The organism is Micromonospora sp. WMMD737, from assembly GCF_049179055.1.
Classification (GTDB): domain Bacteria; phylum Actinomycetota; class Actinomycetes; order Mycobacteriales; family Micromonosporaceae; genus Micromonospora; species Micromonospora reichwaldensis.
The window spans coordinates 2,823,549-2,848,123 of record NZ_JBMHMH010000001.1 but is presented as its reverse complement, the minus strand read 5'-3'; the positions used below and the strand labels follow the sequence as shown (position 1 = coordinate 2,848,123).

The 24,575-nt window shown below is 74.8% G+C and carries 22 protein-coding genes and 1 pseudogene; 12 read left to right on the top strand and 11 right to left on the bottom strand.

The features are described 5' to 3' along the window. Positions 1-113 precede the first annotated feature (113 nt). On the bottom strand, positions 114-1,907 hold the full coding sequence (locus ACN27A_RS11485; RefSeq protein WP_421452341.1) for a serine/threonine-protein kinase: 1,794 nt from the start codon (positions 1,905-1,907) through the stop codon (positions 114-116). 59 nt (positions 1,908-1,966) lie between these two features. Next, on the bottom strand, positions 1,967-2,167 hold the full coding sequence (locus tag ACN27A_RS11480) for a hypothetical protein (RefSeq protein WP_121400450.1): 201 nt from the start codon (positions 2,165-2,167) through the stop codon (positions 1,967-1,969). Positions 2,168-2,357: 190 nt separating this feature from the next. Between ACN27A_RS11480 and ACN27A_RS11475 the strand changes: the two genes are divergently transcribed. Together ACN27A_RS11475 and ACN27A_RS11470 are read left to right on the top strand one after the other, a co-directional pair. Further along, a complete protein-coding gene (locus ACN27A_RS11475) occupies positions 2,358-2,558 on the top strand; it encodes a hypothetical protein (RefSeq protein ID WP_132236111.1) in 201 nt (66 codons plus the stop codon). Further along, entirely contained in the window at positions 2,558-3,355 is a 798-nt protein-coding gene (locus ACN27A_RS11470; RefSeq protein WP_421452337.1) for a site-2 protease family protein, read from the top strand. The genes ACN27A_RS11475 and ACN27A_RS11470 overlap by 1 nt, the downstream gene beginning before the upstream one ends. Before the next feature lie 149 nt (positions 3,356-3,504). On the opposite strand, the gene ACN27A_RS11465 is transcribed toward ACN27A_RS11470, so the two are convergent. Together ACN27A_RS11465 and ACN27A_RS11460 are read right to left on the bottom strand one after the other, a co-directional pair. Continuing rightward, the gene (locus tag ACN27A_RS11465) at positions 3,505-4,503 is read right to left on the bottom strand and encodes an aldo/keto reductase family protein (RefSeq protein ID WP_421452334.1); all 999 of its coding nucleotides are present in this window, start codon (positions 4,501-4,503) and stop codon (positions 3,505-3,507) included. A gap of 58 nt (positions 4,504-4,561) precedes the next feature. After that, positions 4,562-5,860, bottom strand: a pseudogene (locus ACN27A_RS11460) (WG repeat-containing protein); the annotation flags it as partial. 136 nt (positions 5,861-5,996) lie between these two features. On the opposite strand from ACN27A_RS11460, the gene ACN27A_RS11455 reads away from it, so the two are divergent. The 5 genes from ACN27A_RS11455 (at position 5,997) to ACN27A_RS11435 (ending at position 13,456) form a co-directional block, all read left to right on the top strand. Beyond that, the gene (locus ACN27A_RS11455; protein ID WP_421452333.1) at positions 5,997-7,067 is read left to right on the top strand and encodes a hypothetical protein; all 1,071 of its coding nucleotides are present in this window, start codon (positions 5,997-5,999) and stop codon (positions 7,065-7,067) included. Positions 7,068-8,621: 1,554 nt separating this feature from the next. Beyond that, the gene (locus tag ACN27A_RS11450; protein ID WP_421452330.1) at positions 8,622-8,903 is read left to right on the top strand and encodes a hypothetical protein; all 282 of its coding nucleotides are present in this window, start codon (positions 8,622-8,624) and stop codon (positions 8,901-8,903) included. 1,934 nt (positions 8,904-10,837) lie between these two features. After that, a complete protein-coding gene (locus tag ACN27A_RS11445) occupies positions 10,838-11,689 on the top strand; it encodes an ABC transporter permease (protein ID WP_421452328.1) in 852 nt (283 codons plus the stop codon). After that, positions 11,682-12,497, top strand: coding sequence for an ABC transporter permease (locus tag ACN27A_RS11440; RefSeq protein WP_421452325.1), 816 nt, complete (start codon positions 11,682-11,684; stop codon positions 12,495-12,497). The genes ACN27A_RS11445 and ACN27A_RS11440 overlap by 8 nt, the downstream gene beginning before the upstream one ends. Beyond that, positions 12,494-13,456, top strand: a complete 963-nt coding sequence (locus tag ACN27A_RS11435) for an ABC transporter ATP-binding protein (protein WP_421452322.1) — start codon at positions 12,494-12,496, stop codon at positions 13,454-13,456. Before ACN27A_RS11440 ends, ACN27A_RS11435 begins: the two co-directional genes overlap by 4 nt. An 83-nt stretch (positions 13,457-13,539) precedes the next feature. Here ACN27A_RS11435 and ACN27A_RS11430 read toward each other — a convergent pair whose 3' ends face one another. The 3 genes from ACN27A_RS11430 to nadA all read right to left on the bottom strand — a co-directional run bounded on the left by ACN27A_RS11430 (position 13,540) and on the right by nadA (position 16,989). Beyond that, positions 13,540-14,148, bottom strand: a complete 609-nt coding sequence (locus tag ACN27A_RS11430; RefSeq protein WP_421452319.1) for a DUF3043 domain-containing protein — start codon at positions 14,146-14,148, stop codon at positions 13,540-13,542. A gap of 73 nt (positions 14,149-14,221) precedes the next feature. Further along, a complete protein-coding gene (gene murA, locus ACN27A_RS11425) occupies positions 14,222-15,577 on the bottom strand; it encodes a UDP-N-acetylglucosamine 1-carboxyvinyltransferase (protein WP_334605958.1) in 1,356 nt (451 codons plus the stop codon). Between the two features lie 212 nt (positions 15,578-15,789). Then, the gene (gene nadA / locus ACN27A_RS11420; RefSeq protein WP_421452316.1) at positions 15,790-16,989 is read right to left on the bottom strand and encodes a quinolinate synthase NadA; all 1,200 of its coding nucleotides are present in this window, start codon (positions 16,987-16,989) and stop codon (positions 15,790-15,792) included. Positions 16,990-17,057: 68 nt separating this feature from the next. Between nadA and ACN27A_RS11415 the strand changes: the two genes are divergently transcribed. The 3 genes from ACN27A_RS11415 (at position 17,058) to ACN27A_RS11405 (ending at position 19,878) form a co-directional block, all read left to right on the top strand. Continuing rightward, positions 17,058-18,197 (top strand): glycerate kinase, encoded by a 1,140-nt coding sequence (locus tag ACN27A_RS11415; protein WP_421458440.1) that lies wholly within the window; start codon positions 17,058-17,060, stop codon positions 18,195-18,197. 164 nt (positions 18,198-18,361) lie between these two features. Beyond that, positions 18,362-18,730, top strand: a complete 369-nt coding sequence (gene erpA, locus ACN27A_RS11410; protein ID WP_013735179.1) for an iron-sulfur cluster insertion protein ErpA — start codon at positions 18,362-18,364, stop codon at positions 18,728-18,730. A gap of 170 nt (positions 18,731-18,900) precedes the next feature. After that, entirely contained in the window at positions 18,901-19,878 is a 978-nt protein-coding gene (locus ACN27A_RS11405) for a carbohydrate kinase family protein (protein ID WP_421452313.1), read from the top strand. Between the two features lie 114 nt (positions 19,879-19,992). Here ACN27A_RS11405 and ACN27A_RS11400 read toward each other — a convergent pair whose 3' ends face one another. Beyond that, a complete protein-coding gene (locus tag ACN27A_RS11400) occupies positions 19,993-20,226 on the bottom strand; it encodes a sulfurtransferase TusA family protein (RefSeq protein ID WP_132236127.1) in 234 nt (77 codons plus the stop codon). Beyond that, positions 20,223-21,374 carry a cysteine desulfurase family protein gene (locus ACN27A_RS11395; protein ID WP_421452309.1) on the bottom strand — a complete coding sequence of 384 codons (1,152 nt, stop codon included), beginning with the start codon at positions 21,372-21,374 and terminating at the stop codon, positions 20,223-20,225. The genes ACN27A_RS11400 and ACN27A_RS11395 overlap by 4 nt, the downstream gene beginning before the upstream one ends. 189 nt (positions 21,375-21,563) lie before the next feature. Here ACN27A_RS11395 and coxB point away from each other — a divergent pair, with 189 nt between their 5' ends. Together coxB and ACN27A_RS11385 are read left to right on the top strand one after the other, a co-directional pair. Next, positions 21,564-22,535, top strand: coding sequence for a cytochrome c oxidase subunit II (gene coxB, locus ACN27A_RS11390; RefSeq protein WP_421452306.1), 972 nt, complete (start codon positions 21,564-21,566; stop codon positions 22,533-22,535). 10 nt (positions 22,536-22,545) lie between these two features. Further along, positions 22,546-22,974 carry a cytochrome c oxidase subunit 4 gene (locus ACN27A_RS11385; RefSeq protein ID WP_132236133.1) on the top strand — a complete coding sequence of 143 codons (429 nt, stop codon included), beginning with the start codon at positions 22,546-22,548 and terminating at the stop codon, positions 22,972-22,974. 141 nt (positions 22,975-23,115) lie between these two features. Here ACN27A_RS11385 and ACN27A_RS11380 read toward each other — a convergent pair whose 3' ends face one another. Further along, entirely contained in the window at positions 23,116-23,319 is a 204-nt protein-coding gene (locus ACN27A_RS11380; RefSeq protein WP_421452304.1) for a hypothetical protein, read from the bottom strand. 146 nt (positions 23,320-23,465) lie between these two features. Then, on the bottom strand, positions 23,466-24,512 hold the full coding sequence (gene trpD, locus ACN27A_RS11375; protein WP_421452301.1) for an anthranilate phosphoribosyltransferase: 1,047 nt from the start codon (positions 24,510-24,512) through the stop codon (positions 23,466-23,468). Between the last annotated feature and the right edge of the window lie 63 nt (positions 24,513-24,575).

Genomic DNA, 24,575 nt, shown 5'->3' with positions numbered 1-24,575 from the left:
TACTTTAGAGCCAGCGCCCGGGTGCGGCCCCCCGGAGGTGCGGGGTACGACCGGCCCGGCCCCGCGGCGGCCGGCCGGTCACCGCCGCGGGCAGGGGCACCCCCGGGCCGCGCTCAGTCGCAGTGCTCGAAACCGCTGCCGTAGCTGGCCCCGCCGGTGGACCCGCCCCACTTCACGCACACCCCGGCGGCCCTGGCCCGCACCGGCCCCGCGTAGTACGAGAACGACCCGCTGTCGGTGCTGCGGGCCCGGCCCCGCACCTCCAGCCACGCCGAGGCGGCCGTCGCCGTGCCCACCGCGGTCTCCTTCATCGTGACCACGCAGTTGTTGCCGCTGCCGGCCTGGTAGAGCAGGTAGACCCTGCCCTTCCGGCTGCCCGAGACGGTCAGCGGGGCCGAGTCGATCACCCGGTACCCGCTGCCGCACGCCTCGACCGGCGTGTACGGGTTCGGCTTCGCCGGCTGGCCGGTCGTCGGTCCGGGGCCGGGTCCGCCGGGAGCGGTCGCGGTCGGCTCGCCGCTGCCCGCCGTCGGAACCGGGGAGCGCCCGGGCGGCGACGCCGACTGACTGCGGGACGCCGACGACGACGCCGTCGCGCGGGTGGCACCCGGCGTCGGCTCGACGCGCAACCGGCCCGTACCGTCGTCGGCCGCCGCGCCGGACGGACCCGCCGCCGCGGACTCGCCGGTCAGCGCCGCCGGGACGTCTCCGCCGGCCGGGCCGTCGTCGGGGGCCAGGGCGAGCGCGGCCACCCCGACCAGCACCACGAGCCCGGTGGCCGCCGAGCCGAGCAGCGCGGCCCGGTGCCGCCGTGCCGGCTGCGGCACGACCGGGTCCTCCCGCGTGGGCGGGACCGGTCCCCGGGCGTCGCTTCCCGTCGCCGGTCCCGGATGCCGGGCGGCGACGGGCGGCAGCGGCGCCCACGGATCCGGCGGGGCGACCGGCCCGGCGGGGGCCGGCGCGACGGTGTCACCGGCCGGGGTACTGCCCTGGTCCGGTCGCGCGGCGGCGGGGGCCGCCGAGGTCGGGCCGGCGACGGCCCACGGCGGACGGGCGGACGTCGGCACCACGGCCAGGGTCGCGTCGCGGGCCTCGGCCGCGGCGTCGGCCATGGCCGCCGCGTCGCCGAACCGGTCGCCGGGGCGCTTGGCCATCGCCCGCCGCACCAGCGTGGCCACCGCCGCCGGGATGTCGGGCGGCAGCGGCGGCGGCTCCTCCTGGAGGTGCCGCAACGCCACCTGGAGCGGGTTGTCCCCGTCGAACGGCGGCTGGCCGGTCAGGCAGAAGTACGCCACCGCGCCGAGCGCGTAGACGTCCGTCGCCGGGGAGACCGGCTGGTTCGCGGCCTGCTCCGGCGACATGTACGAGGCGGTACCGAGCATCACGTTGGCGGCGGTGATGCCCGCCGTGGTGCCGGAGCGGGCGATGCCGAAGTCGACGAGCACCACCCGGCCGTCGCCCTTCACCAGCAGGTTGCCCGGCTTGACGTCCCGGTGCACGATGCCGGCGAGGTGGGCGGTGTGCAGCGCCTCGGCGGCCTGCGCCACCACCGACATGGTCGACGCCGCGTCGAGCCGCCCGGCGCGCCGCAGCCAGGAACTCAGCGGCTGGCCGTCGACGTACTCCATCACCAGGTAGTCGACCTGGCTGGCGTCGTCGAGGACGGACCGGCCGACGTCGTGCACGGCGACCACGCCCGGGTGGCGCAGCGCCGCCAGCATCCGCGCCTCCGCCCGGAACCGGGCCGTGAACTCGGGATCCGCGCTCAACGCCGGCAGCAGCGCCTTCACCGCCACCGTACGTTCCAGCATGAGGTCGGTGCACCGCCAGACCGCGCCCATGCCGCCGATCGCCACCCGGTCGTCCAGCCGGTACCGGTCGCTGAGCACCACTCCCCGAGTAAGCACCGCGACACCGTACCGGCCCGGCGGAGCGGGGCTGGCCGCCCCGGCGGGGCGGCGGCGGGCTACCGGGGTGTCTGGTACTGGAAGTCGTTGGGGTTGACCGCCGCCGGCTTCGGGTCCTCCTGCCAGGCGCCCTCCCCGGGGCGGGCGACGAGGGCGTCCAGCAGGTCCTCCCGTTCCATGTGCGCGGCTCCCACGATGCCGCCACGCACCGCCATCGCCCGCAGCGCCTCGGTGTCCTTGTCGTGCAGCGGTTCGTCCATCGTCGCCTCCTCCAGGCCCGTCGGCGGTCGGCGACCGCCCCGTCGCGCGTCAGGAGGCCCATACCCGGACAGGGGCCCGGGAACCCTGCGCCGGCTGCCCGGCGTACGGATGTCGGGCCGCTCCGCGCCCGGCCGACTACGCTGGCGGGGGTTCGTCCCACGGGACATCAGCGGCGAGGGGAGACGCGGCATGGCGTGGAGCTGGCGGTACGAGGGCGCGAACGGCGAGTCGGTCGAGGGGCCGGCGGAGTCGTTCAGCAGCCAGGCGGACGCCGAGTCCTGGATCGGTCAGGCCTGGCGGGAGCTCGCGGCGTCCGGCGTCACCTCGGTCGCGCTCGTGGAGGACGACCGGGTGGACTACCGCATGAGCCTGCTGCCTCCGGCGGAGTGATGGCCGGCGACCGCCCGGGGGGCGAGCCGTTGGTGCTCGGCGTGCCCCGGGCGGCGTTCCGGCCCAGCCCCGTCTTCCTCGCCCTGGTCGCGCTCTTCGTGACCAGCGGGGTGCTCACCTGGAACGGGTTCGGCAACGTCCGGCTCGACGTGTTCCTCTTCGTCGTGTCCGGCTGGCTGGTCTCGCTCTGCCTGCACGAGTACGCCCACGCCGTCGTCGCCTACCGGGCCGGCGACCGCAGCGTCGCCCACCGGGGCTACCTGACGCTCAACCCGCTGAAGTACAGCCACCCGCTGCTGTCGATCGCGCTGCCCGTGGTGGTCGTGCTGCTCGGCGGTATCGGCCTGCCCGGCGGGGCGGTCTGGGTGGACCGGCACGCCATCCCGGGGCGGCTGCGGCACACCCTGGTCAGCCTCGCCGGCCCGGCCGCCAACGTGCTGTTCACGCTGGTGCTGGTGCTCGCCGTACGCCTCGGGGCGGCCGGCGGCGGGCCGGTCGAGTTCTGGGCGGCCGTGGCGCTGCTGGCGTTCCTCCAGCTCACCGCGAGCGTGCTCAACCTGCTCCCGGTGCCCGGCCTGGACGGCGGCAACATGATCCAGCCGTGGCTGAACCCGCAGTGGCGCAGGATGTACGACCTGTTCGCCCCGTTCGGCTTCATCCTGCTGTTCGCGCTGCTGTGGAACCCGCGGATCGGCGGCTGGTTCTTCGACGCGGTCTTCGCCGTCGGCGACTTCCTCGGCCTGCCCCCGTGGCTCTACGCCCTCGGCCTGGACCTGATCCGCTTCTGGCAGGGCTGACCCGCGCCCCGCCGGCACGACCCGGCCTGACGGCACGACCGGCCTGGCGGCGCGGACCGGGCGGCCCGTCGTGGCGCTGTGCGGTGGCCCGTGGGTGGCACGGTCCGGCCCGGGCGGCCCTGGTGCGGGCCGGCCCGGGCCGGGACGCGTCACGGGCGCTCGGCGGGGGACTCCGTGCGGGCCGGGTCGCGCTCGACGATCGGGTCGACGATCTCGTCGATCGCCTTGAGCAGTTCGGCGTCGAGCTTCACGCCGGCCGCCTTGACGTTGTCGTGCACCTGCTCCGGGCGGGAGGCGCCGACGATCGCCGAGGAGACGTTCGGGTTCTGCAACACCCAGGCGACGGCGAGCTGCGCCATGCTCAGCCCGGCCTGCTCGGCCAGCGGCTTGAGCCGCTGCACCCGGGTCAGGACCTCGTCGGTCATGAACCGGGAGATGAAGCCCGCGCCCGACTTCTCGTCGGTGGCCCGGGAGCCGGCCGGGGGCGGCTGGCCCGGCAGGTACTTGCCCGAGAGCACGCCCTGCGCGATCGGGGACCAGACGATCTGCCCGATGCCCAGCTCCTCGCTGGTGGGGACGACCTCGGACTCGATGACCCGCCAGAGCATCGAGTACTGCGGCTGGTTGGAGACCAGCGGGATGTGCAGCTCACGGGCGAGCTGGTGGGCCTCACGGATCTCCGACGCCTTCCACTCGGAGACGCCGATGTAGAGCGCCTTGCCGGAGTGCACGACGTCGGCGAACGCCTCCATCGTCTCCTCCAGCGGCGTGCTGTGGTCGTACCGGTGGGCCTGGTAGAGGTCCACGTAGTCGGTGCGCAGCCGGCGCAGCGAGCCGTTGATCGACTCCATGATGTGCTTGCGGGACAGGCCCCGGTCGTTGCGGCCCGGCCCCGTGGGCCAGTACACCTTGGTGAAGATCTCCAGCCCTTCGCGCCGCTCGCCCTCCAGCGCGCGGCCCAGCACGTCCTCGGCGCGGGTGCCCGCGTACACGTCGGCCGTGTCGAAGGTGGTGACGCCGGCGTCCAGGGCGGCCCGGACGCAGGCGAACGCCGCGTCCTCCTCGACCTGCGAGCCGTGGGTGATCCAGTTGCCGTACGAGATCTCGCTGACCATCAGGCCGGAACGGCCCAGGTGACGGAATTCCATGAGTCGACCCTAGCCCGTTCGGATCATGCCCACCCCTCGTGGCGGGCCGCCGTGTCGCTCAGAGCACGGGGCTGGTGTCGACGAGCAGCCGCTCGATCTCGGCGACGACCTCGTCGCGGTCGCGGTGCACCGGCTCGATGAGCGGCTCGCCCCGGCGGTCGAGCGCGCCCCAGCGGCCCGTGCCGTCGCCGACCAGGAACGCGACCGGGTGGACGACCAGCGCCGGATAGCTGGGCGCCACCAGCACCTTCCCGGCCCGGTTCACCACGCCGCGGCGGCCGGCCACCTCCACCACGGCCAGCCCCTCCTCGGTGAAGCCGTCGACGTACCGGCCGTCGGCCAGGACGGTGGCGAACCCGTGGTGCCGGGTGGGCACCACGATCCGGCCGTTGCGGTCGACCGCACCCCAGCCGTCGCGGCGGACCACGGCCACGCCGCGTTGGAACGGGCGTACGTCCGCGAAGCCGTGCGGCACGACCACCTCGCCGGTGGCGTCGATCGCCACCCAGCCGGCGTCGCCGCCGTCGGACACCCAGGCCAGCCCGTCGGAGAACGAGCGGACCACCGGGTACGACGGTTCGAGCACCACGGCGCCGGCGCGGTCGATGAGCGACCACCGCTCGGTGTCGGGGCGCCGCACCCAGGCCAGCCCGTCGCGGAACGGCTGCGCCTCCGCGTACCCGGCCGCGATGACCAGGTCGCCGTCCGGGTCGGAGAAACCCCACAGGTCGCCGTCGCGGGCCGGCATCGGGGGCCGGTCACGCTCCAGCACCTCCTCGCGGCTGCGCGGGTACGGCCCGAAGCCCGTCTCCGCGACCCGCTCCGCCACCGCGTCCAGGCTCAGCCGGATCCGGGCCTGCAACTCGGGGTCCTCGGTGCCACGCAGGTCCAGGGCGCGCTCGAAGTGGTGACAGGCCTCCATCAGCCGGCCCTGGTCGTAGCAGGACCGCCCGGCGTGCTCGTGCAGCACCGCGCGCAGCCGCTGTGGCAACTCCGTGGAGTTCGCCTCGGCGAAGAGCCGGTCGGCCTCGACGAACTCGCCGCGCCAGCGCAACACGTGCGCCAGCCGAGCCTGGGCCACCGCCGTACGCCGCAGCTCCCCGGTGGCCTCGGCGTAGGTGAGCGCGAGCCGACCGTCCGCCAGGGCATCGTCCAGCTCGCCGAGGATCCGGGACACCACCGCCCGCAGGCTGAGCAGCCGGGCGCGCGACTTGTTGTCCACGGCCGCGCCCAGCTTCTCGGTCAGCCGCCGCCGAATGGTCCGGAACTCGTCCGGCTCCTCCACGACCTCCCGCAGGGTGGCCGGATCGAGCCGCCACCGGTAGCTCGCCAGCACCTGCTCCGGATCGCCCTGCGCCGCGCTCTGGTGCCCGGCGTCCCGCGACCCGACGGGCATCCCGGTGGCCCTTGGTTCGCCGCTGCCCACGTCAGCGTCCCGTGCTCCGTCGGCCCGTGGTCCGTCGGCCTGTGGTCCGTCGGCCTGTGGTCCGACCGTGTTCGGTTGGGTGGTCCGTGGTTCGGTGGCCAGTGGTCCGGTGGTGCTCGGTTGGGTGGTCCGTGCTGCGGCGGTGTTCGGTTCGGTGGTCCGTGGTCCGGTGGTGCTTGGTCCGGCGGCCCGTGACTCGGTGGTGCTCGCTCTGGTGGCCAGTGGTCCGGTGGTGCTCGGTTCGGTGGCCAGTGGTTCGGCGGCGCTGGCTCCGACGGCGTGGGGTTCGGTGGTGTTCGTCGCGGCGATGGCTGGCTCGGCGGTGCGGGGCACGGAGGGCTGTTCCGCGCTCGTCGGTGGCACCTGTCCACCGAGCGGCGTGGCGGCGTGCGGCGTGGCGAGAGAGGGCACCGCGTCGGGCGAAGGGGCGACAGGCGGCGCGGACACCGGCTGCGTTGACGGCTCGGAGGCGGGCGGTACCGGCGAGGCGTCCGTGGGCGGTGCCGAGGCTGTCGGCGGCGCGGAAACGGGCCGGGCCGGCACGAGGTCTGCGGCGGCTGCGGTGACAGGCTGCGGCACCTGCGACGACGCGCCATGGACGCTGGGCGGCGCCGACGCGGCGGGCGGAGCGGAGACCGGCTCGCCCGGCGGGGCCGACACCGCGTCGACCTGTGGCGCGGCAGTGGCGGACGCGTCCTGCGCAGGCGCGTACGGATCTGACGCGACGGGCGGCCCGGAAACAGGCGGTACCGGCGGCGCGGCGACGGGCTGGGCCGGTGGCGCCGGGACAGGACGCGGGGCCGGTGCGGCGGGGACCGGCTCGCTCGTCCCGGCGGCCGGCCCGACAGAACCGGCCCGGGACACCTCCGCCGCCTCGGCCGGAGGACCGGCGACGGGGGAGACCGGCGCTGTGGACACCGGTGCCGCAGCGTCGACGGGCGGAGCGGACACGGAACGCGGATCGGCCGCGGTGGGTGGAACACCACGGGTGTCAAAAGCCTTCGGTGACAACCATGGTGTTCCACCGGTGGGCGCAGCCGGGTCGTTCAGCGTCCGCTCGACCGGTTCGCGCGTGGGAGTGGTGGCGTGCCCGTCCATGCGCGGGGCCGACGTGTCCGTGCCCGCCGCGTTCGGGTAGGTCGGCGGCGCTGATTCGTACCGTGCCGCTGCCTTCGGGGCGGTTCCATTCGCCGTAACGGGATCGGGCCCGGCCGGCTGTGTCTGGGCTGCCGCCGTCGGTGCTTCCGGTACCGGCCGTACGACCGGCGCTGTAACCAGCGGGCCGGACGGTGGTGCCGACACGGGCCGGGCAGGAGTTGCGGAGACCGGGCGCGGCGCGGAGTCGGTCTGCCCAGGAGGTGCGGAGACGGGCGCTGCGGAGTTGCTCTGCACCAGCGGCGTGGACGGCGTGGAGACGGGCGGCGGTGCGGGCGCGGGCACAGGCGGCGTGGACGGTGCGGGGATGGGCGGCGCGGGCACGGGCGGTGCGGGCGCTGCGGGGACGGACGACGCGGGTGGTGCGGAGACCGGCCGCTCCGGCGGGACGGCGAACGGCGTCGGGTCCGCCGGCGTCGGTTCCTGAACGGTCGGCGGCGTCGGGACGGTAGGCGCAGGGGACGTCGGAGCAGGCGTGGAGGTCGGGCCGGCGGGCGGACCGGACACCGGGTCGGGTGCGGAAGGCGCTGGCCCAGCGGGCGAACCGTGTACCGGCGCGGGAAGGGTGGGCGCGGGCGATGTCGGCTCAGCGGCCGGACCGGACACCTGCTCGGAAATCGAGGACGCGGGCGGTGCCGGCGCTGTCGCCGGTACGACCCGTGGGCCGGATGCCGGTGGGATGGCCGGCGGGACCGGGGCCGATTCCGCCGGGGCGACCTCGGTCGGCGGTTCCGGGTGGTCGTGAGACGGTGACGTGGATCTCGCCGACGACGAGGTGGCAGGTTCGGGCGAGGCGGCACCGCCGTCGGAAGGATTCGGGACCGACCCGTCGAGCCCACGGGTCGGCACGGCGTCTACGCCCGACGCGCTGTGGAGAGTCGACACCCCGCTTGCAGCCGCCGTGCCGCTTGGTGCCGTACCACTCGGGGCCGCCACCTCGCTGAATGCCGGCGCGCCGCTCGATGGGGCCGTGCTGCTCGGAGTTGACACGCCGCTCGACGCCGCCGCGCCACTCTGCGCTGCCGCGCCACTCTGCGCTGCCGCGCCACTCTGCGCTGCCGTGCCACTCTGCGCTGGCGTGCCGCCCAGGGGCGGCGTGGTGGTCGGGGGAGGCGTGGTGGTCGGGGGCGGGTCAGCCTGGCCGGCCGGCCGAGACCCGTCAGGCGTGACCGGGGCAGGTGCCACGGGCCGGGACGGTCGGAACCAGGCGTCCGGTCCGCTCGGGGTAGGTGCCTGGGGAGGCGGCGGGGCGGCCGGTGTGGGCGGGCCGCTCGGCGGTGGCGGGACGTACCGCCTGGGTCTGTCGGGCGCGATGGGCGCCTGCGGTGCCGGGACGTCCTGCCTGGCCGTGCCTGCGGCTCCCGGGTCTTCCGGCGAGCCGTGCGGTGCGGTCGGAGGGGTGGCGGACGGCTGCCCGGACGGCGTGGGGGCCGGGGGCTGGGTCACGGACCGGGCTTCGCCGTGCCCGGTGCCCAGGCGCGGCGTCGGTGCGTCCGGCCGGGCCGGTCCTGGGTGTGCCGGGGCCGGACCGGGCGCCGTGCTGGCTGTCGTGTGGCGGGCCGGACCGGCCGTGTCGGCGGTCGTCTCCGGGGCCGGTCCGGGCACCGCGCTGGCAGTCGCCTGCCGGGCCGCGTCGGTGGCCGTCTCCGGGGCCGGACCGGACACCCTGCTGGCGGTCGCCTCCGGCGCTGGCAGGAACTCCAGGCGCGGTCGGGCGGCGGGAGGCGCCGAGATCGGCGCGGCGTCGTCCTCCGGGGCCGGGCGGGGCGTGTGGCCGGTGGCCGGACCCGCTGGCGGCACCGGCCGCCCGACCACCTGATCCACCGGGCCTGCCGGCGATACCGGGTGGCGGACGTCCGGGCCTGCCGGCGATACCGGGTGGCGGACGTCCGGGCCTGCCGGCGAGACCGGGCGGTTGATGGTCGGACCCGCCGGCGACGCCGGGGCCGGGGCGGGACCCGCCGGCGACGTCCGCCCGGAGAGGGGCCCGAGGGGTGACACCGGACCGGCAGGCGAAACAGGCCCGGACTGGGGACCGGCAGGCGACACCGGCCGACCGTCGACCGGCGCGGTCGGGTCGGGCCGGTCGGAGCGTGGCAGGTCGCGGGCCGGCGCGGGGGAGACGGGGCGGCCCGGCGGCGGAACGTCCCCGGCCGGGGCCCGGAAGCCCGCCGGTCCGGGGGCCTGCGGCCCGGACGTCGTCGGGGCGCCGTAGGTGGGGGACTGCGGCCGTTGGTCGTACCCGGGCGGGAGCGGCGGGGTCGCGGCGTCCTGGGGGCGGTCGGTCGGTCGCCGGTGCTCGGGGCGGGGTTCGGCGCGGCGCGCCGCGTTCCGGTCGGAGCCGGGCCGCAGGGGGCCGGCCGGAGGCCAGGGCAGGCCGCCGTCCTGCTGCGGGTGTCCCCGGTACGCCTCGGCCTGGCGAGGGGCGTCGGGCCGGGCAACCCCGCGCGGTCCCCGCTCCGGGTACGTCTCGGCCCGTGCCGCCTCGTGCGCCCGCCAGCGCTCCTCGGGCTCCTGCTGCGGCCGCTGGCCGTCCGGAGGCGCCTGCTGCCCGGCGGGGGCCCGGTCGGGGCGCGGCCACCCGTCCGCAGGTACGCCGGCCTCGCGGCCCCGTCCGACGGGGCCGCGGTCCCACTGCGAGTCGGCGGAGCGCTCCGGCTGCGCGGCGGCCGGACGCCCCCACTGAGAGCCGGAAGGACGCTCCCGCTGCCCGTCGACCGGACGCTCACGCTGGCCGTCGGAGGGGCGGGGCTCCGGGGCAGGGGCCGCCCACTGGTAGCGGCGCCCGTCAGCGTCCGCCTGGCGGTCGTCGACGGTCTCCGCCCGGCGGTCGTGGCCGGACGCGGCGGGACGGTCGTGAACGCGCCCGGGTCGGTGGTCGTGGCCCGGGTCCTGCCGGCGGTCGTAGCCGGTGTCCGGGCGCTCGTACGCCGCGGGGCGGCGGGACGGCGTGTCCTCGTCGGGCTCCGGGAGCCAGCCCGGCTCGGGCCGGCCGGCGGGGAAGACGGGGCGGTCCCGCCCGGCCGGCTCGTAGCGGGGGGTGCGGCTGTCGTAGCGGTCGGGACCGGCGTGGTCGCGCTGTCGGGGGGAGTCGACGGGCCGGCCGGGGGCGTCGAACTGACCCCGGTCGTTGCGGTGCGGCGGCTCCTGCCGGGGCGGCCACTGCCGGTCGTCCGGCCGGCGCGGCTCGGCGGGCGGGCGTCGGTACGACTCGTCGCCGTACCGACGCGCGTCGGGGCCGTCCGGTTGGCCGTGCCACGCGTCCTGCCGACCGGGCCGCCCGTCGGGCAGGTCGTCCCACGACCGGCCGATGTAGGTCCCGTCCGGCCGGGTGGGCGCGAGCGGGGGCACCTCGGCCCGGCCCACGGCGGAGCGGCCCCGGGGCGCGGCCGGTGCGTGTTCGACGCCGATGTCGCCCGCGTAGCGCTGGCCGGGGAACTGCGGGTGCCACTCGGTGGTGGGCTCGATCATCCAGGCCGGTTCGCCGGAGTCGTGCCAGTGGTCGTAGTAGCGGCTCATCCGGTTGCCCTGTCGCCACGGAGGGTAGGCGGAACGCCCGGTGCCGGCCGTTGGCAGGCGGGCGCGCCCGGGTGCCCGGCTGGCGTCCGTCCGCTCACGGCGGCGCCCCGGTGGCCGGCCCGCGTCCGCTCGCTCACGGCGATGTCACCTCGTTGGAAATTGTCGCGCTGGGCGCTCCACGTGCCGGTAGAGTCGCCCTCCGGTACGGCGTGGCTGCGGAAGGAGGGTAGCGGCGTGGGCTCGCTCACCGCCACTGTGGCACCGCCCACCGTCCCAAACGTTATCCTATGGTTCCGGACATTTAAGGCTATAACCGGATCAGGCTTCCGCCGTTACGCCACGTACCGGCAGGCGTCGGTGGCGGGCGTCGTGACCAACACGGTCTTCGGCTTCCTGCGGTGCTACGTCCTGCTCGCGGCGGTCGGCGCGGCCGGCACGGTGGCCGGGTACGACCGGGGGCAGCTCGCCACCTTCGTCTGGGTGGGCCAGGGCCTGCTGGCGGTCGTCCTGCTCTGGGGCTGGACCGAGCTGGCCGACCGGATCCGCACCGGCGACGTCGCCAGCGACCTGCTGCGGCCCGTGCACCCCGTGACCAGCCATCTCGCCGCCGACCTGGGCCGCGCCGGCCACGCCGCGCTGGTCCGGTTCCTGCCGCCGGTGCTTCTCGGGCCGCTCTTCTTCGAGGTCCACGTGCCCCGTCGCTGGGCCACCCTGCCGATCTTCGCGTTCTCCGCCGTCGTCGCCGTGGTCCTCTGCTTCGGCTGCCGGTTCCTGGTCAACGCGACCGCGTACTGGTTGCAGGACGTCCGGGGGCCGGTGCTCCTCTGGACCCTCGCGTCGGGCGTGCTCGCCGGGCTCTACTTCCCGCTGCGCTTCCTGCCGGAGTGGCTCCAGCTCGTGCTGTGGCTGGGCACCCCCTTCCCGAGCCTGCTCCAGACCCCGCTCGACGTGCTGGTCGAGCGCGACCCGACCGGCACGCAGGTCGGGCTGGTCGGCCTCCAGCTCGCCTGGGCGGTGCTGATCCTGGCCGCCTGCCGGCTGGTGCAGCGGCGCGCGGAACGCCGCCTGGTGGTGCAGGGTGGCTGAGACGTCGGGCGGGGCGCTGGCCGCGTACCGGGCGCTGCTCGGCGCGCAGGCACGCGCACAGACGGCGTACCGGACCTCGTTCGTCATCGACGTGGTCGGCAACGTCGGGTCCACCGTCTTCGACGTGCTGACCGTGCTGGTGATCTTCGGGGTCACCCGGGAGCTGGGCGGCTTCACGCTGCGCGAGACGCTTGTGGTCGTCGGCCTCTCGACGTGCGCGTTCGCCGTCGCCGACCTGCTGGTGGGCAACATCGAACGGCTGCCCCGGTACGTGCGCACCGGGCTCTTCGACGCCGTGCTGGTCCGCCCGCTCGGCGCCCTGCCCCAGCTGCTGCTGATGGACCTGCCGCTGCGCAAGGTGTCCCGGGCGGTCTTCGGCCTGGCCGTGCTGGTCGTCGCCGTCGGCTCCGCCGGCGTCGAGTGGACCCCGGCGCGGGCGCTGCTGGTGGTCCTCGCCCCGCTGGCCGGGGTGGTCTTCTTCGGGTCGGTCTTCGTGGCCACCGCCACCGTCTCGTTCTGGTGGGTCGACTCGGGTGAGCTGGCCAACTCGGTCACCTACGGCGGGCGGGACTTCACCTCGTACCCGGTCACCGTCTTCGAGGGCTGGTTCCGCGCGGCGTTCGCGTACGGCCTGGGCTTCGCCTTCGTCAGCTACCACCCGGCGCTGGCGCTGCTCGGCCGCGCCGACCCGCTCGGCCTGCCGGCGTGGGTCGGCTGGACCGCGCCGGCCGTCGCGCTGGTCGCGGCCGCCGGTGCGGCGGCGGCCTGGCGCACCGGGATCCGCCACTACCGGAGTACGGGGTCGTGAGCGAGGACGTGATCGTGGCCGACGGGCTGCGCAAGGAGTTCACCGTCCGGGTGCGCACCGGCCGGCTGCGGCGGGAGAAGCGGCGGGTCACCGCCGTGGACGGGATCGACCTGCGGGTGGCCCGCGGCGAGATGCTCGGCTACATCGGGCCCAACGGCGCCGGCAAGTCGACGACGCTCAAGATGTTCACGGGCGTGCTGACGCCCTCCGCCGGCGAGGTACGCGTGTGCGGCCTGCGCCCGGTGGCCGAGCGGACCCGGCTCGCGCTGCGCGTCGGCGTGGTCTTCGGCCAGCGCTCGCAGCTCTGGTGGGACCTGCCGCTGGGCGACTCGTTCGCGCTGCTGCGGCACGTCTACCGGGTGCCGGCCGCCGCGCACGCCGCCCGGCTGCGCCGTTGCCGGAGCCTGCTCGACCTGGACGCCTTCCTGGACATTCCGGTCCGGCAGCTCTCCCTCGGGCAGCGCATGCGCGGCGAGCTGACCGCCGCGCTGCTGCACGGCCCGGAGGTGCTCTTCCTCGACGAGCCCACCATCGGCCTCGACGTGGTCAGCAAGCAGGCGGTCCGCGGCTTCCTCGGCGAGCTGGGCCGCACCGGGGACACGACGCTGGTGCTCACCACGCACGACCTGGCCGACATCGAGCGGCTCTGCCGGCGCCTGGTGGTGGTCGACCACGGGCGGGTGGTGCACGACGGGTCGATCGCCGCGCTGCACGAGCGGTACGGCTCGCGCCGGCTGCTCGTCGCCGACCTGGACGCACCGCTGGCCGAGCCGCCGGTGCTGCCCGGCGCGCCGCTGCACCGGCAGGAGGCCGACGGGCACCGGCTGGTCTTCGCGTTGGAGTCGGCGGGGGTGGCCGAGGTGGTGGCGGCCCTGGCCGGGCTGGGCGCGCTGCGGGACGTCTCGATCGTCGAGCCGGACATCGAGGACGTGGTGGCCCGGCTCTACGGCAGTCGGTGACGCCGCCACAGGTCCAGCCGCCGGGGGCCCTGACGGCGACGGCCCCGTACCGCGCTGCGGTAGGGGCCGTCGGAGCGGCAGGCTCAGACCGGGTCGCCGATGTTCACCCGGGGCGCGGGGGCGCGCATCCGGCGGAACGTGATCGACCGCATGATGGCGTAGAGGTAGAGCGAGCCCATCCGCTGCCCGGTGTTCGGGAATCGCTCCCTGACCAGCTTGCGGATCTTGCGCGAGATCAGGAGCGAGTCGACCACCACACCCAGGGCGAGCGCGCCCCAGAGGATGTTGGAGACCAGGCGGACGACCGGCGGCATCGCGGCGTTCGAGCCGATCAGCACGATCAGCGCCCCACCGAAGAACCAGGTGCCGACCGTACGCCGGGAGTCGACCACGTTGCGGGCCAGCAGCCGCTCCGGGCCGCGGTCGCGGGGGCCGCCCTCACGACGGAACTCCTCCGCCGCCTCGGCGCGCAGTTGGCGCTTGCGCTCCCGCTGCTCCTCCTTGGTCAGCGGCTTGGTGGCCGCGGCCGGCCGGCGGCCGGCGGTCGGCCGCTTCGGGGTGGCCTTGCCCAGCTCCTTCTTGCTCGGGGTGTAGCCCCGGGGCTGGGCGGGCGTGGACTCCTCGTCGGGGGTCACCGGGGTGACGGCCTCGTCGACGAGGTCGGAGGACTTGCGGCGAAACAGCGACGGCACGCGGAAAGGGTAGCCAAACGACGGCGCCCGGTGCACATCGCGGTGCACCGGGCGCGTACGGGAGTGGTCGACGTTACGGGCGCTCGACGTGCGCGCCCAGGTCGGCCAGCTTCGCCTCGAAGTCCTCGTAGCCCCGGTTGATCAGGTCCACGCCGTAGACCCGGGAGGTGCCCTCGGCGGCCAGCGCGGCGATCAGGTGGCTGAAACCGGCCCGCAGGTCGGGGATGACCAGGTCGGCGGCGTGCAGCTTGCTCGGCCCCGCGATCACCGCCGAGTGCTTGAAGTTGCGCCGGCCGAAGCGGCACGGCGTGCCGCCCAGGCAGTCCCGGTAGACCTGGATGTTGGCGCCCATCGAGTTGAGCGCCTCGGTGTAGCCCAGCCGCTGCTCGTAGACCGTCTCGTGGACGATGGACAGGCCCCGGGCCTGGGTGAGCGCCACCACCAGCGGCTGCTGCCAGTCGGTCATGAAGCCCGGGTGCACGTCGGTCTCCAGCGCCACGGCGTTGAGCTCGCCGCCCGGGTGCCAGAACCGGATCCCGCCCTCCTGGCCCGGGTCGCCCAGCTTCGGCGGCCGGGCGTCGGTGACCTCGTACTCACCGCCGACGGAGCGGAAGATGTTCAGGAAGGTCATCATGTCGGCCTGCTGCGCGCCGAGCACCTCGACGTGGCCGCGGGTGGCCAGCGCCGCCGCCGCCCAGCTCGCCGCCTCGATCCGGTCCGGGATCGGCCGGTGCGTGTAGCCGTGCAGCCTCGGCACACCCTGGATCTCGATGACCCGGTCGGTGTGCACCTTGATGATCGCGCCCATCTTCTGCAGGATGCAGATCAGGTCGATGATCTCCGGCTCCACCGCGGCGTTGCGCAGCTCGGTGACGCCCTCGGCCATCACGGCCGTCAGCAGCACCTGCTCGGTCGCGCCGACGCTCGGGTACGGCAGGGCGAACTTGGTGCCGTGCAGCCCGTTCGGCGCCGACAGGTGCAGCCCCTCCGGGGTCTTCTCGACCGTCGCACCGAACTCCCGCAGCGCCTGGAGGTGGAAGTCGATCGGGCGCGGCCCGATGTGGCAGCCCCCCAGGTCGGGGATGAAGGCGTGGCCGAGGCGGTGCAGCAGCGGTCCGCAGAAGAGGATCGGGATCCGGCTGGAGCCCGCGTGCACGTTGATCTGGTCCGTGCTGGCGCTCTCCACGTTCGCCGGGTCGAAGACGAGCTCGCCGTCCTCCCCGCCGTCGGTGACCTTGACCCCGTGCAGGCCGAGCAGGCCCCGGACCACCTCGACGTCGCGGATCTTCGGTACGTCGAACAGTCGGCTCGGGCTGTCACCCAGCAGGGCGGCGACCATCGCCTTCGAGACCAGGTTCTTCGCGCCGCGCACGCGGATCCGCCCTTCGAGCGGAGTACCTCCGTGTACGACCAGGACGTCGTCGGTCAACGCAACCTCCAGCGCGTCGGTGCTGCCGTGTTGATGGTGGGGCACACGATTGTCATCGCTACCCGGAATGCGGCCATGTCGAAACGGCCCGCGTGAGTCGTCGCACCGGCAGCATAGCCCTCGGTGACGATCATGGACCCGGTCACATCGCCCCTGAGGGTACTAATCGGTGATCGGACCCATTTCCGTGCCAATACCGCTACGGAGAGTGATCAGCTCGCTGCGGGCGGCGGGGTGTCGGCCGCGGGCAGGGCCAGCATCTTCTCCAGCGCCACCCGGGCGTGGTGCGCGGTGTCCGGGTCGACGGTGATCTGGTTGACCAGCCGGCCGGCCACCAGCTCCTCCAGCGCCCAGACCAGGTGGGGCAGGTCGATCCGGTTCATGGTCGAGCAGTAGCAGACGGCCTTGTCCAGGAACATGATCTGCTTGTCCGGGTGGGCCAGCGCGAGCCGGCGGACCAGGTTCAGCTCGGTGCCGACCGCCCACGCCGAGCCGGCCGGGGCCGCCTCGATGGCCTTGATGATGTATTCCGTCGAACCGACGAAGTCGGCGGCGGTGACGACCTCGTGCCGGCACTCCGGGTGGACCAGCACGTTCACCCCCGGCACCCGCTCCCGCACGTCGTTCACGCTGTCCAGCGTGAAGCGGCCGTGCACAGAGCAGTGCCCGCGCCAAAGGATCATCCGCGCGTCACGCAGCTGCTGCGGGGTGAGCCCGCCGTTGGGCTTGTGCGGGTCGTAGAGGACGCAGTCGTCCAGCGAGAAGCCCATCTCCAGCACCGCCGTGTTGCGACCCAGGTGCTGGTCGGGGAAGAAGAAGACCTTCGACCCCTGCTCGTACGCCCACTCCAGCGCCCGCTTCGCGTTCGACGAGGTGCAGACCACGCCGCCGTTGCGGCCGACGAAGCCCTTGATGTCCGCCGAGGAGTTCATGTACGTCACCGGGACGGTCTCCGCCGCGATGCCCAGTTCGGTGAGCACGTCCCAGGCGGTCTCGACCTGCGACAGCACCGCCATGTCCGCCATCGAGCAGCCGGCGGCCAGGTCGGGCAGGATCACCTTCTGGGCGTCCGAGGTGAGGATGTCGGCGCTCTCGGCCATGAAGTGCACGCCGCAGAAGACGACGTACTCCGCGTCGGGCCGGGCCGCCGCCTCGCGGGCCAGCTTGAACGAGTCGCCGGTCACGTCGGCGAACTGGATCACCTCGTCGCGCTGGTAGTGGTGCCCCAGCACGAAGACCTTGCTGCCCAGCGCCGCCTTCGCCGCCGTCGCCCGGGCCACCAGGTCCGGGTCGCTGGGCGCCGGCAGATCACCCGGACACTCGACGCCGCGCTCCGTGGCGGGGTCGCTGCCCCGGCCGAGCAGCAGCAGTGCCGTCGCGGTGTTGGAGGGTTCCACCCAGGTCGAAGTCACGTGCCCCATGGTCCCACAGTGCGGCCTCGGCGCAGCCTCCAGCGGTGTGTGCTGCCACACTGCTCGACATGCGCGTGCTGCTCTGTCCGGACAAGTTCGCCGGCACCCTGCCGGCCCCGCAGGTCGCCGACGCCGTGGCCACCGGCTGGCGGGAGGTCGCGCCCGGCGACGACCTGCTCGTGCGGCCCCTGTCGGACGGTGGACCGGGCTTCATCGACGTGCTCTCCGACGCCCTGGGCGGGCGCCGGCTCCCGGTGCCGACCGTCGACCCGCTGGGCCGCCCGACGACCGGTGAGATCCTGCTCACCGACGGCGGTGCGACCGCCTGGCTGGAGAGCGCCCAGGCGTGCGGGCTGCACCTGCTCGACGCGGCCGAGCGGGACCCGAAGACCACCTCCTCGTACGGGCTGGGGGTGCTGGTGGCCGCCGCCGTGGAGGCCGGCGCCCGGACGGTCGTGATCGGGCTGGGCGGCTCCGGCACCAACGACGGCGGCGCGGGCATGCTCACCGCGCTCGGCGTGACCCCGCTGGACGCCACCGGCCAGGCACTGCCGTACGGCGGGGGCGCGCTCGGCGCGGCGGACGCCCTCGACGGCGCGCCCCGGCTGCGCGGCGCCCGCCTGGTGGCCGCCACCGACGTGGACAACCCGCTGCTCGGGCTGCACGGGGCCAGCAACGTGTTCGGCCCCCAGAAGGGCGCCGACCGGGCCGACGTGCTGCTGCTCGACGCCGCGCTGGAGCGCTTCGCCGCCGTGCTGGAGCGGGACCTGCCCGGCTGCCCCGAACGGCTGGGCGCGCTGCCCGGCGGCGGCGCGGCCGGCGGGCTGGGTGCGGCCGTCCTGGCGCTGGGCGGGCACTGCGAGTCGGGCATCGGCCTGGTCACCCGGGCGATCGGGCTGGACGTCACGCTCGACGAGGTCGACCTGGTGATCACCGGGGAGGGCTCGTTCGACCACCAGTCGCTGCGCGGCAAGGTGGTGGCCGGGGTGGCCGGCGCCGCCCGGGACCGGGGCGTGCCCTGCGTGGTGGTCGCGGGTCGGGTGAGCACCGGGCGGCGGGAGGCCGGGGCGGCCGGGGTGACCGACGCGTACAGCCTGGTGGAGCACTTCGGGGGCGAGGAACGCGGCGGGCTGGCCGCCGCGATGGAGCGCCCGGCCGAGGGGCTGCGGGCGCTCGGCACCCGGCTCGCCCGGCAGTGGAGCCGCTGACCACGGCCCCTGCGGTGGCTCGCCGGACGGCGGCCCTGGTCACGCCGGACGGGTGGGGCCGGCCGCGGCGGCGTACGATCGGATCTGGACCACACCGGGAATGGCTGGGCGACAGGAGATGTTGGCCAGTTGCGTCCGGACCCAACCGCGCAGGGAGATTTCACGTGACCACGCCAGCGCAGACCGAGTCGACCGAGGCCAAGGCCCCCACGTCCGTCGTCCTCACCGACGTCGCGGCGCAGAAGGTCAAGGCCCTGATCGAGCAGGAGGGCCGCGACGACCTGCGGCTCCGGGTCGCCGTGCAGCCGGGTGGCTGCTCCGGCCTGCGGTACCAGCTCTTCTTCGACGAGCGCTCGCTCGACGGTGACGTCGTCACCGACTACGACGGTGTCGAGGTCGTCGTCGACCGGATGAGCGCCCCCTACCTGGCCGGCGCCACCATCGACTTCGCCGACCGGATCGACGCCCAGGGCTTCACCATCGACAACCCCAACGCGGGCAACTCCTGCGCCTGCGGTGACTCGTTCAGCTGAGCCAGACCTCCGCTGACCACGGCGGGGCCGTCCTCCGGGGCGGCCCCGCCGCCGTCTTCCGGTCGGGAACGAGCCGTCGGGAAGATGACCCGGGGCCGACCGACCGGTCATCCTGAGGGGGCCGGGCCGGTAGGCTGACCGGCGCCCTGCTCCCGACCCCGAGGGTTGACATGAAGATCGCCGTGACCGGCTCGATCGCCACCGACCATCTGATGAGCTTCCCCGGTCGCTTCGCCGACCAGTTCATCGCCGATCAGTTGCACAAGGTCTCGCTCTCCTTCCTGGTGGACGACCTGGTGCTGCGGCGTGGCGGGGTGGCGGCCAACATCGCCTTCGGCATGGGGCAGCTCGGCCTGCGCCCGGTCCTGGTCGGCGCGGTCGGCGCGGACTTCGCCGACTACCGCTCCTGGCTGGAGCGCCACGGCGTCGACTGCGACTCGGTGCACGTCAGCGAGGTGGCGCACACCGCCCGGTTCGTCTGCACCACCGACACCGACATGTGCCAGATCGCCTCGTTCTACGCCGGGGCGATGAGCGAGGCGCGCAACATCGAGCTGGCGCCGGTGGCCCGCCGCCTGGACGGGCTGGACCTGGTCCTGGTCGGCGCGAACGACCCGGAGGCGATGCTGCGGCACTCCGCCGAGTGCCGGGAGCGCGGCTACCGGTTCGCCGCCGACCCGTCCCAGCAGCTCGCCCGCATGGACGGCGAGGACGTCGTCGGGCTGATCGAGGGCGCCGAGTACCTGATGACCAACGACTACGAGAAGTCGCTGCTGCAGAGCAAGGCCGGGCTGACCGACGCGCAGCTGCTCGACCGGGTCAAGGTGCGGGTCACGACGCTGGGCAAGGACGGGGTGGAGATCGCCGGGCGGGACTTCGACCGGATCCACGTGCCGATCGCGCGGGAGACCCAGGCGGTCGACCCGACCGGCGTCGGCGACGGCTTCCGGGCCGGCTTCTTCACCGCCCTCTCCTGGGGCCTCGGGCTGGAGCGGGCCGCCCAGGTCGGCTCCCTGCTCGCCACGCTGGTGCTGGAGACCGTCGGCACCCAGGAGTACGAGGTCCGCCGCGACCTGTTCGTCAAGCGTCTGGCCGAGTCGTACGGCGACGTCGCCGCCGAGGACGTCCGCCCGCACCTCGTACCGTGAGGTGACACCGGCGCAGGTCGCGTCCGTCGGGCCGCCGGGAGTGGGCAGGAACGCCCCCGGTGGCCCGCCGGCATCGGCGGCGTGGTGCGGGTCGGGCCCCCGCGCCACCCGCGGTCAGTGGCGGCGGCGGACGTCGAAGGCGGGGCCGTCCGGGCCGGTGATCGTGCCGAGGAACTCGTGGCCGCGCATCCGGCACCAGGCCGGGATGTCCACCGCCGCGGCCGGGTCGTCGGCGAGCACCCGCACCACCGTGCCGACGGGCAGCTCGGGCAGCCGCCGGGCCGCCGCGATCACCGGCAGCGGGCAGCGCTGACCGCGGCAGTCGAGGATCTCCGCCGGCGCCGTCACAGCCCCACCACTCCGGCCTCGGCGCGCAGCCCCGCCACGACGCCGGGCAGTTCGGTGAGGAACCTCTCGACGTCGGCCTCCGTCGACTCCCGGTGCAGCGAGACCCGTACGTTGCCGTGCGAGAGCACCCCCATCGCCTCCAGCACGTGCGACGGCCGCAGCGTCGACGACGTGCACGAGGAACCCGAGGAGACGGCGAACCCGCGCCGGTCGAGCGCGTGCAGCAGGGCCTCGCCGTCGACGTAGAGGCATGAGAAGGTCACCAGGTGCGGCAGGCGGTGGTCGGGATCACCCACCACCTCCACGTCGGGCACCTCGGCCGCCACCCGGTCCCGGATCCGGGCCACCAGCGGCGCCAGCCGGGCCGCCTCGGCCGCCGCGTCGGCCGCCGCCGCGCGCAGGCTCGCCGCCGCCGCCACCACCGCCGGCAGGTTGAGCGTGCCCGGCGTACGCCCGGCCTCCCGCTCGTCGGCCGGCCAGGGTGACTCCCAGCGGGTGCCCTTGCGCACGACCAGCAGCCCCACCCCGGGCGGCCCGCCCCACTTGTGCGCGCTGGCGGTCAGCACCGACCAGCCCGCCGGCACCGGGGCCCGGCCCACCACCTGGGCGGCGTCCACGTACAGCGGCACCCCCGCCTCGGCGCACTCCCGCGCGGCCCCGGCCACCGGCTGGAGCGTGCCGACCTCGTGGCTGGCGGCGATCAACGCGGCCAGCGCCACCCCCGGCGCCCGGACCGCCGCCGCCCAGCGGTCCAGGTCGAGCCGGCCGAGCCGGTCCACCGGCACGGACGTGGCAGTGCCGCCCGCCGCGACGTGCTTCTCGGCGGCGTGCAGCACCGCCGAGTGCTCGATCGCGGAGTGCACCAGGCCGGCGCCCACCCGACGCCGGCCGGTCAGGCCCCCCAGCACGGCGGAGTGCGCGGCCGTCGTACCGCTGGGGGTGAAGGACAGCTCGTCGGCGCGGACGCCGAGCGTCTGCGCGCAGGCCTCGCGGGCGGCGTCGAGGAGTTGACGGGCGCGGCGGGCCTGCGTGTAGAGCCGGCCGGGGTCGGCCCAGCCGTCGTCGAGGGCGGCCAGCAGCGCCTGCCGGGCGACCGGATGCAGCGGCGCGGCGGTGGCCGCGTCCAGGTAGACCGGGGATGCGCTCACGCACGCCAACGTATCGCGCCGGTATGCCCAAGATCCCCCCGATGGGGGCCGACAACGACCCCAACACGGTCCAGCCCGTCATGGTCGAGTAATCTGCGACCGTCGGTGACGCCTTTGCCGCTGGTGCTGTCGCTCCGCAGGCGGAGGGCAGGGACAAGACACCGCGGCGCGCTAGGGAGGCAGGACCAGGTGGTCGCAAGGAGTTCGGAGGTACGGCCGTCGGCCGTACGGCACAGCGCTTCCTCAGGAGCCGGTGGGCGCCGGGGACGTGGTGCCGGTCGGATCGCCGGGCTCGGTCTCGGCGGAGCGGCGCTGCTGGTCCTGCTCACGGGCTGCGACGTCGGCGCGGCGTTCGGCGGCTTCGGCTGGCCGCAGGGCGGCATCACGCCCGAGTCGCACCGGATGTACGACCTGTGGATCGCCTCGTGCATCGCGGCGCTCGCGGTCGGCGTCTTCGTGTGGGGCCTGATCTTCTGGTGCGTCGTGCGCTACCGCAAGCGGGGCAACGAGCTGCCGGTGCAGACCCGTTACAACATGCCGATGGAGTTCCTCTACACCATCGCGCCGATCCTGATCGTCTCCGTGCTGTTCTACTACACGGCGGTCGTGCAGACCGACGTCGTGCGGACGACCAAGAACCCCGACGTCACGGTCGAGGTGGTCGCGTTCAAGTGGAACTGGCAGTTCAACTACCGCGACGGTCAGGGCCAGGACGCCAACACGGTCGCCTCCGTGCTCGGCACCAGCGAGGTCATCCCGATCCTGGTGCTGCCGACCGACCGGTCCATCCGGTTCGAGGAGACCAGCCGCGACGTCATCCACTCGTTCTGGGTGCCGGAGCTGCTGTTCAAGCGCGACGTCATGCCGGGCAAGATCCGCAACGTCTTCGAGGTCTCGAAGCTGGAGTCCGAGGGCGCCTACGTCGGCCGCTGCGCGGAGCTCTGCGGCAGCTACCACGCCTTCATGAACTTCGAGCTGCGGGTCGTCTCCCCGGAGAAGTACGAGCAGTTCCTGGCGGCCAAGCGGGACGGCAGGTCCACGCAGGAGGCGCTGACGGCCATCGGCGAGGACCCGTACGCGAAGACCACGAAGCCGTTCGAGACCCGGCGCACCGAGGCCAACTTCAACCCGGACGACGCGCCGGCCGGCGCGGGAAGCTGAGGGATCGGGCATGAAGACCGAGTGGCGCATCTTCCTGGTCATCGCCGGGTTCCTGCTCTTCGCCACCTTCCTCTACGGCGGGTGGACCGCCGCCGACTCCGGCGGCCAGGTCGAGTGGGTCGGCACGGTCGCCCTGCTGCTGAGCTTCCTGCTCTGCACGATGTGCGGCGGCTTCTTCTGGTTCGTCTCCCGCCGGATCGACCTCCGGCCGGAGGACCGGCCGGACGGCGAGATCGCCGACGGCGCGGGCGAGATCGGCTTCTTCAGCCCGGGCAGCTACTGGCCGTTCGGCCTGGCGATCGCCGTCGGGATGGCCGGCTTCGGCCTCGCGTTCTGGCAGTTCTGGCTGCTCGGCCTCGGCATGGTCGCGGTCACGTTCTCCGTCTGCGGCCTGCTGTTCGAGTACTACAGCGGCACCCGGCGCACCGCCGAGCACTGATCGCTCGGTCACCCGCGAACGTTTCGAAGGCCCGCCTCCCCGGGGAGGCGGGCCTTCGGCGTGGAACGGGTGGCGCGGGACGTGTGCGGCGGCGCTGAGCGTCACCGTGCGGGGATCGACGCCCGCTCAGCGGTGCCGGTTTCAGGCGGCGCGGCGGCGGCTCGCCGGGCGGTGCCGGCCGCCCGGACGCGCCAGGCGGAACGTGAAGGTGGTGACGAGCACGGCCGCGCCGCAGCCCGTGCAGACCAGTTCGGGGCAGTCGGCGCCGTGGCCGTCGGCGCACGGCGGCGCCTCGAACGGCTCGACGCCCTCACAGGTGTCGCAGTAGAGCTCGCGCTCCGACACGGGCGTCTCCTCTCGCTCCGGTCCCGCGGGCGTGCGTCGTACGCGCCCGACGGGGATCACCGCGCTCGACGGCGCAGGACGGATGTGGGAACTACTCAGCTGTAGTTTCCCACGGGGGTCCGACAACCTTCGGCGAGGCCCGGGGCTCAGAGGGAGCGCGCGACCTCGATCCAGCGGTCGAGGACGCGGGCGGCGGCCCCGGAGTCGACGGACTCGGCGGCCCGGTCGAGCCCGGTCCGCAGGGCCACGGTGAGGTCGCCGTCGAGCGGGCCCTGCGTGGCCAGCGCCGCCGCCGCGTTGACCAGGACCGCGTCGCGCACCGGGCCGGTCTCGCCGGCCAGCAGCCGACGGACCACGTCCGCGTTGAAGGCGGCGTCACCGCCGCGCAGGTCGGCCAGCGTGGCCCGGGGTACGCCGAGGTCGGCGGCGTCCAGCAGCGACTCCCTGACGACGCCGCCCTGGGCCGCCCAGACGCGGGTCGGCGCGGCGGTGGTGAACTCGTCCAGCCCGTCCTCGCCGCGCATCACCAGCACGGAGTCGCCCCGGGCGGCGAAGACGCCAGCCATCACCGGGGCCATCCGGGCGTCGAAGCAGCCGACCGCTCCGGCGCGGGGCCGCGCCGGGTTGGTCAGCGGGCCGAGGAAGTTGAACACCGTGGGCACGCCCAGCTCCCGGCGTACCGGGCCGGTGTGCCGCATCCCGGGGTGGAACCGGGCCGCGAAGCAGAAGCCCATGCCGGCCTCGGCGACGCACCGGGCCACCCCCTCGGGGCCGAGGTCGAGCGGCACGCCGAGGAACTCCAGCACGTCGGCGGTGCCGCAGGAGGAGGAGGCCGCCCGGTTGCCGTGCTTGACCACCCGGACGCCGGCGCCGGCCACCACCAGCGAGGCCATGGTCGAGATGTTGACGGTGTGCGCGAGGTCACCGCCGGTGCCGACCACGTCGAGGGCGGTGGCGCGCAGCTCGTCGGGCAGCTCGACCGGGACCGCCCGGCCGAGCATCGCCTCCACCAGACCGGCCAGCTCGGCCGAGGTCTCACCCTTGGCGCGCAGCGCGACGACGAAGCCCGCCATCTGCGCCGGGGCGGCCGAGCCGGCCATGATCTCGCCCATCGCCCAGGCGGTGTCGGCGGTGGCGAGTTCCTCGCCGCGCAGCAGCGCGTTGAGCAGGTGCGGCCAGGTCCGATCGCCCAAGGCGGGCCTCCCGAGCGTGCGAGATGCGGGTGGGATGGAACCGGCACCGGTCGGCCCGGCGCG